We start from the raw sequence: 14123 nt of genomic DNA on the forward strand, positions 1-14123 counted from the left end.
GCATGACATACCAAGTCACGGTGCAGCCGAGCGGGCGCAGTTTTGGCGTGGAGCCGGGCGAGGCGATTCTGGCCGCTGGCATCCGGGCGGGCATCGGCCTGCCCTATGGCTGCCGCGACGGCGCCTGCGGTTCCTGCAAGAGCAAGAAGCTTTCCGGCACGGTGGTGCATGGTGTCCACCAAGCCAAGGCCCTGAGCCCCGAGGAAGAAGCCGCGGGCCTGGTGCTGACCTGCTGCGGCGTGCCGCACAGCGATGTGGTGCTCGAATCGCGCCAAGTGGTGGAGGCGGGCGCCTTCCCCATCAAGAAGTTGCCGGTGCGTGTGAGCACGCTGGAACGGCTCTCGTCCGACGTGATGCGCATCGTGCTGCAACTGCCGGCCAACGACGGCTTCCAGTACCACGCCGGCCAGTACGTGGACTTCCTGCTGCGTGACGGCTCGCGCCGCAGCTACTCCATGGCCACCGCGCCCCACACCCGCGCAGGCCAGCCGGACGCCACCCCGCCCGTGGGCGCGATGATGGAACTGCACATCCGCCACATGCCGGGCGGTAAGTTCACCGACCACGTGTTTGGCGCGATGAAAGAAAAGGAAATCCTGCGCGCCGAAGGCCCCTTCGGCAGCTTCTCCCTGCGCGAGGACAGCGACAAGCCCCTGGTGCTGCTGGCCTCGGGCACGGGCTTCGCGCCCATCAAGGCTTTGATCGAGCAGATACAGCACAAAGGCATCACACGACCCGCCACCCTGTACTGGGGCGGCCGCCGCCCGCAGGATTTCTATCTGAACGACTGGGTCGTGCAGAAGGTCGCGGAGATGCCTAACCTGAAGTACGTGCCCGTGGCCTCTGATGCCTTGCCCGAAGACGGCTGGACCGGCCGGAGCGGTTTCGTCCACGCCGCCGTGCTGCAAGACATCCCCAATCTGTCGGGCCACCAGGTCTACGCCTGCGGCGCGCCCATCGTGGTCGAGTCGGCCCAGCGCGATTACGTGAAAGCCGGCCTCCCCGAGGAAGAATTCTTCGCCGATTCCTTCACCAGCGAGGCAGACAAGCATGGCGCGTAGCGCCGTGCTGGCCGGAACCACAAATGCTTGTAGCAATACCAACAAGGAGACACACATGAAACGCCGCATTCTGCCCATGCTGGCCCTGGTCGTCCTCGGCCTGGCCCAGCTTCCCGCCAGCGCACAGGACAAGCCCATCCGCCTCGTCGTTCCTTACGCACCCGGCGGCCCGCTGGACATCACGGCGCGCTTTCTGGCGGAGCGCGTGAAGGACACGCTGGGCACGGTCATCATCGACAACAAGCCTGGCGCGGGGGGCAACATCGGCACGGATGCCGTCGCCAAGGCGGCTCCGGATGGCCTGACCATCGGACTGGCGGCGACGGCCACGCACGCCGTCAACCCTTGGCTGTTCAGCAAGATGCCGTATAACGCCGCGACGGATTTCTCGCCCATCACGCAGATGGTGCGCGTGCCGAATGTGCTGGTGATGAATGCCAACACTGCGCAGAAGTTGAACATCAACAGCCTGCAGGATCTGATTGCCTACGCCGAGGCCAACCCCGGCAAGCTCAACTACGGTAGCGGCGGCAACGGCAGCGCCGGGCATCTGGCGGGTGAGTTGTTCAAGTCGCGGGCAGGCATCAATGCCCTGCATGTGCCCTTCAATGGCGCCAATCCGGCGCAACTGGCCCTGCTCAGCGGCCAGGTGGATTTCAACTTCGACAACCTGGCCACCGCGGCGGTCAACATCCGCGCGGGCAAGCTCAAGGCGCTGGCGGTGACCTCGATCAAGCGCAGTCCTGCCTTGCCGGATGTGCCCGCCGTGGCCGAAACGCTCAAGGGTTTCGCGGTGGACACCTGGTGGGGGCTGGTGGCACCTGCTGGCATGCCCAAGGACGTGGTGGCGAGGCTGAACAAGGCCTTTGTCACGGCCTTGAACACACCGGAAACACATGAGCGGTTCGCCTCGTTGATGGCCGAACCCGTGCCCACTACGCCCGAGGCCTTCGGCGCCTTAATGAAAGCCGAGTTGGCAAAGTACGAGTCGATGGTCAAGGCGTCCGGGGCTAGGGTGGACTGAGGGAACGCTGGCTGCTCGCTCGTTTTTCGTAAGAGTTGAGTAAGCGAAAGCTGGGGCTGAGAGAGTGCATCGTGCCTGCTGTCCACAGGCGGCAAGGCCAGGCACGGCATCTGTTCTAGGCCGAGAATGCTGGTCTGCGCGATGCTTTAAGGTATAAATCAAGGTACTACTAGCTAGTTTGAGGATAGACGTAATGCGTTGTCAGTCAACTTATTCCGCATTTTTGCCTGCTCCTTCTATATCGCGTGGGATCTTGAGAATAGCCGCTCGCATTTTTCTTGTTGCTCTCTGCACCCTCTTGGCTTCCTGCTTCCCGACCACTGTTGCTGAGCTCAAGGCCTCGGCGCCGCGCTACGAATTCTCGTCAGCAGCGGGTTATCAGGCGACCTATCGTCAGGTATTTCAGTTCCTCGATAAATGCGTCAATGGTGGTTTTCTTATGTCGACAAACAATGTTCAAGGCAATCTATATACCGACATAAGTTCTGGAGAGATTACGGTACGCAATAACAATATGGGTGACAGATCTACTCTCCTGCAAGTAGAAATCAATGGGGTCAATGCAAAATCGCAAGTCATTGTCTATTCAGTCAATATTGGCATCTGGAAAGACTATGGTCGCGTGATTGAGCGCAATCTAAATACTGGCAGTGCAGAGTGCAGATGACGGGCGGTATTGCAATCACCTGATGTGCAGCGCCGCCAGCACGCCAGTCAGGGACTGGACCCACCGCCCCGGGAACATAGGGTTCAGGTAGATCATCGGCTGCGACTGCAGCAAGCCCTGCACCTGCGCAGGGGAGAGCGCCACGATCTCGATCCAGCCACCGCGCTCCACCACGTGCACGTCCTCCGTGTGCACCGTGGCCTCTACGTTGAACACCATGCCGCCCAGCCATGAGGGCGGCGACATCACCCGGACGCTGCCTTCCACGACGCGCAAGGCGAATCCCGGGCTGACGGGTATGCGCAAGGTCTGGCCCGGTTCTAGTTCGATGAATTCGGCAAGCGCAGCGGTCATGAAAGCACCTCGTGGAGTGAGTGGGTGAGGGCTTCATCGTAGAAATCCAAGCGCGCAAAAAACAGGCACAGCGCCGCGGCATGCAAGGCACAACAGACGTACCGCCGACCATCTGTTATGGTGTCCCCGTCCGCAATCTGCATCTGTTTTTGCCGTGCCGAGAAAGAGAAGATGCGACTTGAACCGCCGAAACGCCCCATGGACACCCCGCCGCTCTACCGCCAACTCGCCGCGCATTACCTCGACGCGATCCGTGCCGGGGCGCTCCAGCCGGGCGACAAGCTGCCCTCGCTGCGCAGCCTGATGCGCCAGCACGACATCAGCCTGTCCACCGCGCTGCAGCTCTGCCGGAACATGGAAAGCGAAGGCTGGGTTGAGGCGCGCGACCGCTCGGGTTACTTCGTGAAGCGCCCGCGCCGCCTGGCCATCGCCGCGATGGACGAGCCCGCCACCGACGTCGCGCCCGACCCGGCCCAGTACGTCGGCATCCACTCGAAAGTCTCGGACTTCGTCGCGCGCCGCCGCCAGGGCGAAGTGCGCATCGATTTCTCCAGCGCGCGTGGCGCGCCCGAGCTCTACCCCGGCGAGGCCTTGCGCGCGGCCATGATGCGGCTGCTGCGCCAGAAGCCCGCGCTGCTGACCACCGCTACCCCTTCGCGCAGCCTCAACCCGTTGCGGGAAGCCGCCGCGCGGCGTGGCCTGCGCGTGGGCATGACGCTCTCGCCCCAGGAGGTGCTGACCACCAACGGCTGCATCGAGGCGCTCAACCTCGCCCTGCGTGCGGTGGCGCAGCCGGGCGACACCGTCGCGGTTGAGTCGCCGACCTTCTATGGCCTGCTGCAAGTGCTGGAAAGCCTGGGCATGCGCGCGCTCGAAATCCCCACCAGCCCGCAGACAGGGCTTTCCATCGAAGCGCTGGAGATGGCGCTGGGCGCCTACGACAACATCAAGGCCGTCGTCACCGTGCCGCACCTGCAGAACCCGCTGGGCAGCGTGATGCCTGACGCGCACAAGGAGCGGCTGGTGGCGCTGTGCGAACGCCATGGCATCGCGCTCATCGAGGACGACACCTACAGCGAATTGCTGGACACGGACACCCCGCCACGCGCGATCAAGTCCTGGGACCGCACGGGTAATGTCATCCATTGCGCCTCGCTGCACAAAATCCTCGCGCCGGGCATGCGGCTGGGCTGGATCTCGGCCGGGCGCTGGCAGAGCCGGGTGGAGATGCTCAAGTTCACCCAGTCCCGCAGCAACGAAGAACTGTCGCAAGGGGCCGTGGGCGACTACATGAACACCGGTGATTACGACCGGCATCTGCGTCGCTTGCGTGAGCGCCTTCGGCAGCAGCGCGAACAGACCGCCGACGCGATCGCGGCGCATTTTCCGTCGGGCACGCGCTTGAACTATCCGCCGGGGGGCTTGCAACTGTGGGTGGAGCTGCCTGAGCGTCTTTCGTCGATGACGGTGTTCGACCGGGCGCTGCGTGAGAGGATCTTCGTCGCGCCGGGGACCTTGTTCTCAAACTCCTCGCGCTTTGACCACTACCTGCGCATCAACTGCGGCTGGCCGATCACCGAGCCTATCCAAGCGGCGCTGCGGCGGCTGGGGGCGATCGTGGGGGAATGCGCTGCGGTGCCGCGCAAGGTAGCGTAAAGAAGTTTTGATGCAGCGTGTCGGGCAGCAGGCCCGACACGCTCGCGCGAGAGCCCGCGTTCAACCTTCGCCCAAATAAGCCGCGCGCACCGCAGGGTCGTGCAGCAGTTGGTCGGCGGGGCCGGACAGGCTGATCAAGCCGCTTTCCATGACATAGCCACGGTCTGCGATGGACAGGGCACGGCTGGCGTTCTGTTCAACCAGCAGCACCGTGACGCCCTGGCTGGACACCTCGTTCACCACCTCGAAGATCTTGTCCACCATGATGGGCGACAGGCCCATGGAGGGCTCGTCCAGCAGCAGTACCTGCGGGCGGCTCATCAGCGCGCGACCCATGGCCAGCATCTGCTGTTCGCCGCCGGAGAGGGTGCCGGCGAGCTGCTGATGGCGTTCCTTCAGGCGCGGGAACAGGGCGTACATGCGCTCCAGATCAGCGCCGATGCGGTCCTTGTCGTCGTGCACATAGGCGCCCATCAGCAGGTTCTCGGCGATGGTCATGCGCGTGAAGATGCCCCGACCTTCCGGCACCATGGCCAGGCCCTGGCGCACCAGATCCCAGGGGCCCTGGCCGCGGATGCTCTTGCCCATGTAGCTGATGGTGCCGCCGCAGGGCAGGCCGCCGGTGATGGCCTTCATGGTGCTGGTCTTGCCCGCGCCGTTGGAACCAATCAGGCTGACCAGTTCGCCGCGCCGCACCTCGAAATCCACGCCCTTGACGGCCTGGATGCCGCCGTAAGCCACGGTCAGGCCGCTGACTTGCAGCAGTACTTCGTTTTGTTTCTTGTCGCTCATGATGTTTATGCGGCGGTGGCTTCGGCGGCCGTCTTGGCGCCGCCGTGGCCCAGATAGGCCTCGATCACTTTTTCGTTCCTCTGCACTTCGGCGGGCGTGCCTTCGGCGATGCGGCGGCCGTAGTCGAGCACGGTCACGCGGTCGCACAGACCCATGACGAGCTTCACGTCGTGTTCGATCAGCAACACGGTGACGCCGTCCTTGCTGATGCGCTCAATCAGGGTGCGCAGTTCCACCTTCTCGGTGGCGTTCATGCCTGCGGCGGGTTCGTCCAGGGCCAGCAGCTTGGGCTCCGTGGCCAGGGCGCGGGCGATTTCCAGGCGGCGCTGGTCACCGTAGGAGAGCGTGCGGGCCTTGTAGTCGGCGAACTGGCCGATGCCAACGTAGTCCAGCAGTTCCTGCGCGCGTTTGGCGATGGCGGCTTCTTCCTGCTTGAAGCTCTTGGAACGCAGGATGGCGCCCAGCAGACCCGAACGCGAGCGGATGTGGCGACCGACCATCACGTTCTCCAGCGCCGTCATGTCGGCGAAGAGTCGGATGTTCTGGAAGGTGCGCGCGATGCCCGCCTTGGCGACTTCGTGCACCGCCGTGGGCTTGTACGACTGGCCGCCCAGCACGAACTCGCCGCTGTCGGGCGTGTACAGGCCGGTGATCACGTTGAAGAAGGTCGTCTTGCCTGCGCCGTTAGGGCCGATCAGGCCGTAGACTTGGCCGCGCTCGATCATCAGGCTCACGTCGTTCAGGGCTTGCAGGCCGCCGAAACGCTTGGACACGCCATTGACGTACAGCAGGGTTTCCTTGTTCTGGCTCATGCTGCGCTCCCCTGGGCCGATGCCTTGTTCTTGCCTTCCGCTGTCTTGCGGGATTTGCCGTGTTCCGGTGAGGGCCACAGGCCACGCGGGCGCAACAGCATGATGATGATCATGGCCAGGGCGATCAGCAGCTGGCGCAGGATGGACGAATCCAGGCGGCCATCCGTGATCGCCTGCAGCGGTCCGGCGACGTAGCGCAGCATCTCGGGCAGGGAGGCCAGCAGCACCGCGCCCAGCACCACGCCGGGGAGGTGGCCGATGCCGCCCAGCACCACCATGGCGACGATCATGATCGACTCCATCAGGCTGAACGATTCGGGCGAGATGAAGCCCTGGAAGGCCGCGAACATGGCGCCGGAGACACCCCCGAAGGTGGCGCCCATGGCGAAAGCCAGCAGCTTCATGTTGCGGGTGTTGATGCCCATGGCCTTGGCGGCGGTTTCATCCTCGCGGATAGCCATCCAGGCGCGGCCGATGCGCGACAGTTCCAGGCGGTGGCAGATGACGACGCTCACCAGCACCAGCGCGAGGAACAGGTAGTAGTACATGACGACGGGCGTCACGGTGTAGCCGAAGAAATCCCAGCGCTGTCCCAGGCTGAAGCCGAAGAAGTGGATCGGGTCGATCTGGCTGATGCCCTTGGGGCCGTTGGTGATGTTGTAGGGATGGTCCAGGTTGTTCATGAACACCCGGATGATTTCGCCGAAACCCAGCGTCACGATGGCGAGGTAGTCGCCGCGCAGCTTCAAGGTGGGCGCGCCCAGCAGGATGCCGAAGATGCCTGCGATCGCCGCTCCCAGTGGGATGGCCACCCACAGCGGCATGTGCACGCCGTTGGGGAACATGGCCGCGAATGCGGGGAAGCTGTCGGACAGGTGCGGCGAGGCCAATAGGCCGAACATGTAGGCGCCGACCGCGAAGAAGGCGACGAAACCCAGGTCCAGCAGGCCGGCGTAGCCAACCACGATGTTCAGGCCCAGGGCCAGCAGCACGAACAGCAGGGCCATGTCGGCGATGCGCACCCACGCGCTGCCGAAGCCTTGCAACAGGATGGGCAGCACCAGCAGGCCCACGGCCGCCAGCAGGATGCCGAGGAGGCGCTGCCGGGTAGTCATTTGGGAGAAATTCATAGCAACGTTTCTTTGATCAAGCAGCAGGCATGGCCTCAGGCACGGTCCGCGATGCGTTCACCCAGCAGGCCGGAGGGACGCAGCGTGAGCACGACGATGAGCACGGCGAAGGCGAAGATGTCCACGTAGTGGCTGCCCAGCACGCCCCCCGTGAGATCACCGATGTAACCCGCGCCGATGGATTCGATCAGCCCCAGCAGGATGCCGCCGACGACGGCGCCCGCCAGGTTGCCAATGCCGCCAAGCACCGCAGCCGTGAAGGCCTTGATACCGGGGATGAACCCCATGGCGTGCTGCACGGTGCCGTAGTTGCTGGCCCACATCACGCCGGCCAGCGCCGCGAGCATGGCGCCGATCACGAAGGTGGCGGAAATCACGTTATTGGGTTTCACGCCCATGAGCGCGGCCACGCGCTGGTTTTCCGCCGTGGCGCGCATCGCCCGGCCCAGCTTGGTGCCGTGCACCAGCCACATCAAGCCCGCCAGCGTCAAGGCCGTGACGACGAGGATCATGATCTGGGTGGGGGTGATGCTTGCGCCGCCCAGTGAAATCGGCTCGCTCGGTAGCAGGGTGGGGTAGGACTTGTAGTTCGGCTTCCAGATGATCATGGCCAGCGTCTGCAGCAAGATGGACATGCCGATGGCGGTGATCAGTGGCGCGAGGCGCGGGCTGTTGCGCAGCGGCCGGTAGGCCACGCGCTCGATGGTGTAGTTGAGGGCTGCGGCGACCAGGCAGGCGACGACCAGTGCCACCAGCAGCACCAGCCAAGGTGGTAGCAGGGGCTGGATGAAGCCGATGACCGTCCAGCTCACGAGAGCGCCCACCATCAGCACTTCGCCGTGGGCGAAGTTGATGAGGCCGATGATGCCGTACACCATGGTGTAACCCAGGGCGACGAGGGCATACATGCTGCCCAGCACCAGTCCGTTGATGATCTGTTGAAAGAAAATGTCCATAGAAAAGCAGGCCTCGGGGTTTTGCGCCAAGGTGGTTGCAAGCTTTATGCCACTTGTGGCGGCGGGGGGAATGAAGAGTGCTCGCGCGCCTTGGCGGACACCCGGGGTGGCCGTCAGCGGCGCTGAGCGCTCTGCTCGTTCAGCGCGCGTAACTGGCGCAGCTTTTCCGCGATTTTAATCTCCAAACCGCGCTCCACTGGCTGATAGAAACCCGGCTGCGCCATGCCGTCAGGCAAATACTGTTCTCCGGCGGCGAAGGCCTCTTCCTCGTCGTGGGCATAGCGATAACCCTTGCCGTAGTCCAGTTCCTTCATGAGTTTCGTAGGCGCATTGCGCAGATGCATGGGCACGGGCCGGGTGCCGTCCTTCTTGATGAAGGCACGCGCGGCGTTGTAGGCCTTGTAGACCGCGTTGCTCTTGGGTGCCATGGCGAGGTAGATCACCGCTTCGGCCAGGGCCAGTTCACCTTCGGGCGATCCCAGGCGTTCATAGACTTCCGCCGCGTCCAGCGCCAGCCGCAGGGCGCGTGGGTCCGCCAGGCCAATGTCCTCCGCCGCCATGCGCACGAAGCGCCGGGCCATGTAGCGAGGGTCTGCACCGCCATCCAGCATGCGCACGAACCAGTAGAGCGCGGCGTCCGGATCGCTGCCGCGCACGCTTTTGTGCAGGGCGCTGATGGTGTCGTAGAACTGCTCGCCGCCCTTGTCGTAGCGACGCATGCGCTCGCCCAGCACCTTGAGCAGCCAGCCATCGGTGATCTGCTCCTGTTTCTGCTGCCGGGCCGCGACGTTCAGGGTTTCGAGCGTGTTCAACAGGCGGCGCGCGTCGCCATCGGCGTAAGCGATCAGGCGTTCCAGCGCCGCGTCCTCCAGGGGGGGCACGGCGTCAATGCCTCGTGCGCGTCCCACGATGTGCTTCAAATCGTCCTCGGTCAGCGCCTGCAGCACGTAGACGGCCGCGCGCGACAGCAGGGCGGAGTTGACTTCGAAGGAGGGATTTTCTGTCGTTGCCCCGATGAAGGTGAACAGCCCGCTTTCCACGTGCGGCAAGAAGGCGTCCTGCTGGCTTTTGTTGAAGCGGTGCACTTCGTCGACGAAGACGATGGTGCGCTGCTGTTGCAGGCCATCGCGCGCGGCTTCGGCCAGGTCCACCGCCTCGCGGATGTCCTTCACCCCGCCGAGCACCGCGCTGATGCTGATGAACTGCGCGCCGAAGGCGTTGGCCATCAGCCGAGCAATGGTTGTCTTTCCCGTGCCCGGCGGTCCCCAGAGGATGCAGCTGTGCGGCTGACCTGATTCGAAAGCGATGCGCAGTGGCATGCCCTCGCCCAGCAGGTGCTGCTGGCCGATCACCTCGCCCAGGGTGTGCGGGCGCAGGCGTTCGGCCAGGGGCTGGTGCGGCGGACTCGGGGGCGCTTTGGGCATGGTGCGGGGATTTTAGGTGGCGGTGCTCAGTGCCTTTGGCATGATGGAAGTTGTTCGCCGACTTCAAGCGTGGGGTGTTTTCATGTTCGTGGTTCTGTTCATTGCATTTTTTGTTTTGCCGTCTGCCCTCTTTCTTGTGGGGGCGGCTGTTCTTCACTCCTTCCATTTACTTTTGGGCGGCTTGGTGATGGCGGCGGCTTCCGTTGTCTTCTTCCTTGTGTCCAGAGGGGTTGAGAAGCAAAAGAAGATGAAGGCCCAGGAAGAGCGTCGGTGCAGCGACCCGTCCGGCGGCACGCATTGAATTCTGGCCCCAGGTACTGGGGCGTGAGTGTCCGTTGCCTAAAATGAATTCAGCTGTTAATCAGTGGGAATAATGAGTGACTCATGAACGAGCAGCAATCACTGCGAGCGGCCATCCACGAGGAAGTGCGGCTGTTTCCCCACGATCCCGCATGGCCCCAAGCCTATGCCGCCGAGCGGCTGCGCCTGCTCTCGGTGCTGCCCGGCGTGTTCATTGACGTGCAGCACGTTGGCAGCACCGCGGTGCCGGGCCTGGCGGCCAAGCCCATCATCGACATCCTGGCTAGCGTGACTTCCATGGCGGTGGCGGAGTCTGTCATCGCCCCGCTGTGCGCCGTGGGGTACACCACCTCGGCCGAGTACAACGCAACGCTGAGCGACCGCAAATGGCTGATGCGTTGGGCGGACGGGCGCCGCACGCACCATCTCCATGTGGCGGTCCACGATGGACCGGTCTGGCGTGAGTGGCTGCGCTTTCGGGACGCGCTGCGTGCCCAACCCGCGCTCGCGGCCCGTTACGCCGAGTGGAAGGCCGACTGCGCCGGAAAGCATCCGAGAGACCGGGAGGCGTACACCCAGGCCAAGGCGGAGTTCATCCGCGCAGTGACAAAAACCCTTGCCGTCTCACATCCGAGTCAGGAGCATCCCCATGACCGAAGCTGACCGTCTCAAAGTCCTTGCATTCGCACTGCGGGCCATCGGCGCCTTTGCCATTTTTGGCTTCTATCCCTTGACGGTGATCTGGCCTTCCGGCTGGGTCTGGCACAGCGGACAGTCGGAGTATTTGGTGATGATCATGGCGCTTTACGCCACCTTGGGGATTTTCCTGATCATCGCGGCACGCAGTCCGAAAGATCACCTGAGCCTGATCTCATTCGCCATCTGGTCGAGCATCGTGCACGGTGGCGTCATGGCGGCGCAATCGTTGTCGGAGTCGCGACATGTCCATCACCTCTATGGCGACGTGCTGGTGCTGTTCGTTGCCGCCGCGGTGCTCGCCTACCTCTGCCCACAAGCGCTGATGTGGCGCTTTGCGTCTCGAAGTGCGTCCTCTTCGAACGGACGTGATGCGGATGAGTGAGACGCCAGCGCGGGCGCCTGAATTCGTGCTGTTTCAGCCCGTGTTGCGCAAACCCGCCGCGATCCCGTTGATCGAGATATGAATGCCGCGCCGCAGGCGGTCTAGGGTGTGGGGGTCGTCGGCTTTGCCCGCGCGGTGTCGCCGCATCAGCTCGACCTGCAGGTGGTGCAGCGGGTCGATGTAGGGCAGGCGGTGCTGGATGGAGCGTTGCAGCGCGGGGTTGCCGGCCAGACGCTCCTTGTCGCCGGTCAGCAGGCTGAGGGCCTCGGTCGTGCGCAGCCATTCGGCTTCGATTTGCGCGTAGATCTTGCGGCGCAGCGGCGCGTCGACCAGCCCGGCGTAGCGTGAGCCCAGGGCCAGGTCGCTCTTGGCCAGGGCCATGTCCATGTTGGAAAGCAGGGTCCGCAGAAAGGGCCATTCGCGCGCCATCTTGCGCAGCAGGGCCAGGCGGGTCTTGCGCGCGCTGCTGCCTTCGGCGTCAAGGAAGCTGCTCACGGCCAAGCCGAAGCCGTACCAGCCCGGCAGGTTGATGCGGCTCTGGCCCCAGCTGAAGCCCCAGGGAATGGCGCGCAGGTCTTCGATCTTCTGCGTGGCCTTGCGCGAGGTTGGGCGCGAGCCGATGTTGAGCTCAGCAATCTCTCGGATGGGCGTGGCGCTGAAGAAGTAGTCGGCGAAGCCCGGTGTTTCGTAGACCAGCTTGCGGTAGGCCGCCATGCTGGCGTGCGAGAGCTCCTCCGCCGCCCGCAGCCAGGCGGGCGCGGCGGCCTCGGTGGGTTGCAGCAACGTGGCTTCCAGAGTGGCCGCGACCAGGGTTTCGAGGTTGCGCCGGCCGATGAAGGGGTTGGCGTACTTGGAGGCGATGACTTCGCCTTGCTCGGTCAGGCGGATCTGGCCGCGCACCGTGCCGGGGGGTTGGGCCAGGATGGCCTGGTAGCTCGGCCCGCCGCCGCGTCCCACGGTGCCGCCGCGGCCATGGAAGAGGCGCATCTTTACATGGGGAAGACCATCGAATAGAGCGGCCAGCTCGGTCTCGGCGCGGTACAGCTCCCAGTTGCTGGTGAAGATGCCGCCGTCCTTATTGCTGTCGGAGTAGCCCAGCATGATGTCCTGCTCGCCGCCGCGTTCGACCAGGGCGGTGATGCCGGGCAGGGCGTAGTAGTCGCGCATGATGGGCGCGGCGTTGCGCAGGTCCTCGATGGTCTCGAACAGCGGCACCGTGATGAGCCCGGCCACGCAGTGCACGTCGTCGAGGGTGCCGCTTTGCGTGCCTTGCAGCAGGCCCACTTCTTTCTGCAGCAGCAGCACCTCGAGCAGGTCGCTCACGGTCTCGGTGTGGCTGATGATGTAGTGCCGGATGGCTTCCTGGCCGTAGCGCTCGCGCAGGGCACGCGCCGTTTCGAAGACGGCCAGTTCGCTCTGGGTCCAGTCGCTGTAGCGCGCCCCGACCACGCGCAGCGGCCGAGCCTCATTCAACAGCCGCAGCAGCAGGCTGCGCTTGGCGCCCTCGGTCAGCGCGGCGTAGTGGGGCTCGATGCGCGCCACGCGCAGCAGTTCGGTGATGACTTCCTCGTGCTTGTCCGAGCTTTGCCGCAAGTCCAGGGTGGCGAGGTGCAGACCGAAGACCTGGACCGCGCGGATCAGTGGGCGCAAGCGCGTTTGCGCCAGCGGCCCCCCATGGCGCTCGTTCAGGGAGTTGTCAATGGTGCGCAGGTCGGCCAGCAGCTCGTCCGCGCTGGCGTAGAGGGGGCGTGGCGCGAGGGCCATGTGTGGTGCCTCGGCGTCGGCGTCGGCCCGCAGCGTCGCGGCCAGGCGGGCGTAGATGTGGACCAGCGCGCGCCGGTACGGTTCGTCCTGGCGGTGCGCGCTCTGGTCGGGCGAGGCATCGGCCAGGGCGCGCAGCGCGGGGCTGCAACCCACCAGCCGCTCGGACACGGAGAGCTCCATGCCCAGCAGATGAACCTCGTGCAGGTAGTGCCGCACGGCCACCTCGGACTGGCGCGCCAGGGCTTGTTCCATGGTTTGCGCCGTGACGTTGGGGTTGCCGTCGCGGTCGCCGCCGATCCAGTGGCCCATGCGCAGGAAATCGTGCACGGGCGCGTCCAGCGCTTCCTCCAGCTGGGCGTAGATGGCCGGGATCTCGCGCAGGAAAGTGGGTTCGTAATAGCTGAGTGCGTTGTCGATTTCGTCGGCCACGGCCAGTTTGCTGCCACGCACCAAGCGTGTCTGCCAGAGCTGCAGCACGCGTGCGCGCAGCAGGGCTTCATTGGCGGCGAGTTCGCGCGGGGTCAGCTTGTCGCGGCGCGGGTCCACGCCCGCGGCGCGGGCCTTGATTTCGTCGCGCTGGGCCAGCAGATGGGCGATGGCGCGCTCGGCGTCCAGGATGCTCTTGCGCTGCACCTCGGTCGGGTGGGCCGTCAGCACGGGCGAGAGATAACTTTGTGCCAGGGTGTCGGCGATCTCGCTCTTGGCGATGCCCGCGCCGTGCAGGCGCGTCAGCGCGGCGGCGATGCTGTCTTCCTCGGTCTCGCCAGCGCGTTCGTGCCCGGCGTGCAGGCGGATCTGGTGCCGATCCTCGGCCAGGTTGACCAGGTGGCTGAAATAGGTGAAGGCGCGGATCACGCTCACGGTCTGTTCGTCGCTCAGGCGCTTGAGCAGCCTGTTCAACTGCTGGCCGGCCTCGGCGTCGGCATCCAGACGGAAAGCGACCGAGAGTCTGCGGATCTGCTCAATCAGTTCGTAGGCGCTGGTGCCTTCCTGGTCCCGGATCACATCCCCCAGCACGCGACCGAGCAGGCGCGTATCTTCGATCAGGGGCTGCTCTTCGTCTCGTGGTTTGTGCATGTTCTGCGGTCTCTTCGGGTGTCGC

At 64.6% G+C, this 14123-nt stretch carries 14 protein-coding genes; 7 read left to right on the forward strand and 7 right to left on the reverse strand.

All coding sequences use genetic code 11. The annotated features are described in order from the left end of the window. The first annotated feature begins 2 nt into the window (after positions 1–2). The 3 genes from DW355_RS09155 (at position 3) to DW355_RS09165 (ending at position 2752) form a co-directional block, all read left to right on the forward strand. Positions 3–1061 carry a CDP-6-deoxy-delta-3,4-glucoseen reductase gene (locus DW355_RS09155; RefSeq protein ID WP_131279468.1) on the forward strand — a complete coding sequence of 353 codons (1059 nt, stop codon included), beginning with the start codon at positions 3–5 and terminating at the stop codon, positions 1059–1061. A gap of 55 nt (positions 1062–1116) precedes the next feature. Beyond that, a complete protein-coding gene (locus tag DW355_RS09160) occupies positions 1117–2085 on the forward strand; it encodes a Bug family tripartite tricarboxylate transporter substrate binding protein (RefSeq protein ID WP_131279470.1) in 969 nt (322 codons plus the stop codon). Positions 2086–2338: 253 nt separating this feature from the next. Next, positions 2339–2752, forward strand: a complete 414-nt coding sequence (locus DW355_RS09165; RefSeq protein WP_165493161.1) for a hypothetical protein — start codon at positions 2339–2341, stop codon at positions 2750–2752. Positions 2753–2767: 15 nt separating this feature from the next. On the opposite strand, the gene DW355_RS09170 is transcribed toward DW355_RS09165, so the two are convergent. Beyond that, a complete protein-coding gene (locus tag DW355_RS09170) occupies positions 2768–3106 on the reverse strand; it encodes a hypothetical protein (RefSeq protein WP_131279474.1) in 339 nt (112 codons plus the stop codon). Positions 3107–3304: 198 nt separating this feature from the next. Between DW355_RS09170 and DW355_RS09175 the strand changes: the two genes are divergently transcribed. After that, positions 3305–4762, forward strand: coding sequence for a PLP-dependent aminotransferase family protein (locus DW355_RS09175; protein WP_131279476.1), 1458 nt, complete (start codon positions 3305–3307; stop codon positions 4760–4762). Positions 4763–4822: 60 nt separating this feature from the next. On the opposite strand, the gene DW355_RS09180 is transcribed toward DW355_RS09175, so the two are convergent. From DW355_RS09180 to DW355_RS09200, 5 genes are all read right to left on the reverse strand, one after another. Then, positions 4823–5554 (reverse strand): ABC transporter ATP-binding protein, encoded by a 732-nt coding sequence (locus DW355_RS09180; protein ID WP_131279478.1) that lies wholly within the window; start codon positions 5552–5554, stop codon positions 4823–4825. Positions 5555–5559: 5 nt separating this feature from the next. Further along, positions 5560–6366 carry an ABC transporter ATP-binding protein gene (locus DW355_RS09185; protein ID WP_131279480.1) on the reverse strand — a complete coding sequence of 269 codons (807 nt, stop codon included), beginning with the start codon at positions 6364–6366 and terminating at the stop codon, positions 5560–5562. Next, the gene (locus DW355_RS09190; protein ID WP_431733156.1) at positions 6363–7496 is read right to left on the reverse strand and encodes a branched-chain amino acid ABC transporter permease; all 1134 of its coding nucleotides are present in this window, start codon (positions 7494–7496) and stop codon (positions 6363–6365) included. Before DW355_RS09190 ends, DW355_RS09185 begins: the two co-directional genes overlap by 4 nt. Before the next feature lie 35 nt (positions 7497–7531). Next, positions 7532–8452 carry a branched-chain amino acid ABC transporter permease gene (locus DW355_RS09195; RefSeq protein WP_131279482.1) on the reverse strand — a complete coding sequence of 307 codons (921 nt, stop codon included), beginning with the start codon at positions 8450–8452 and terminating at the stop codon, positions 7532–7534. Between the two features lie 113 nt (positions 8453–8565). Then, the gene (locus DW355_RS09200; protein WP_131279484.1) at positions 8566–9876 is read right to left on the reverse strand and encodes a replication-associated recombination protein A; all 1311 of its coding nucleotides are present in this window, start codon (positions 9874–9876) and stop codon (positions 8566–8568) included. A gap of 82 nt (positions 9877–9958) precedes the next feature. Here DW355_RS09200 and DW355_RS09205 point away from each other — a divergent pair, with 82 nt between their 5' ends. The 3 genes from DW355_RS09205 to DW355_RS09215 all read left to right on the forward strand — a co-directional run bounded on the left by DW355_RS09205 (position 9959) and on the right by DW355_RS09215 (position 11257). Next, positions 9959–10177 (forward strand): hypothetical protein, encoded by a 219-nt coding sequence (locus tag DW355_RS09205; RefSeq protein WP_165493162.1) that lies wholly within the window; start codon positions 9959–9961, stop codon positions 10175–10177. Between the two features lie 83 nt (positions 10178–10260). After that, entirely contained in the window at positions 10261–10839 is a 579-nt protein-coding gene (locus tag DW355_RS09210; protein ID WP_131279488.1) for a GrpB family protein, read from the forward strand. Continuing rightward, positions 10826–11257, forward strand: coding sequence for a DUF6632 domain-containing protein (locus DW355_RS09215; protein ID WP_131279490.1), 432 nt, complete (start codon positions 10826–10828; stop codon positions 11255–11257). Before DW355_RS09210 ends, DW355_RS09215 begins: the two co-directional genes overlap by 14 nt. A gap of 33 nt (positions 11258–11290) precedes the next feature. Here the strand turns inward: DW355_RS09215 and ppc are convergent, their stop codons facing one another. Further along, a complete protein-coding gene (gene ppc / locus DW355_RS09220) occupies positions 11291–14098 on the reverse strand; it encodes a phosphoenolpyruvate carboxylase (protein WP_131279492.1) in 2808 nt (935 codons plus the stop codon). Positions 14099–14123: the final 25 nt, after the last annotated feature.

The organism is Hylemonella gracilis (assembly GCF_004328645.1).
Lineage (GTDB): Bacteria > Pseudomonadota > Gammaproteobacteria > Burkholderiales > Burkholderiaceae_C > Hylemonella > Hylemonella gracilis_B.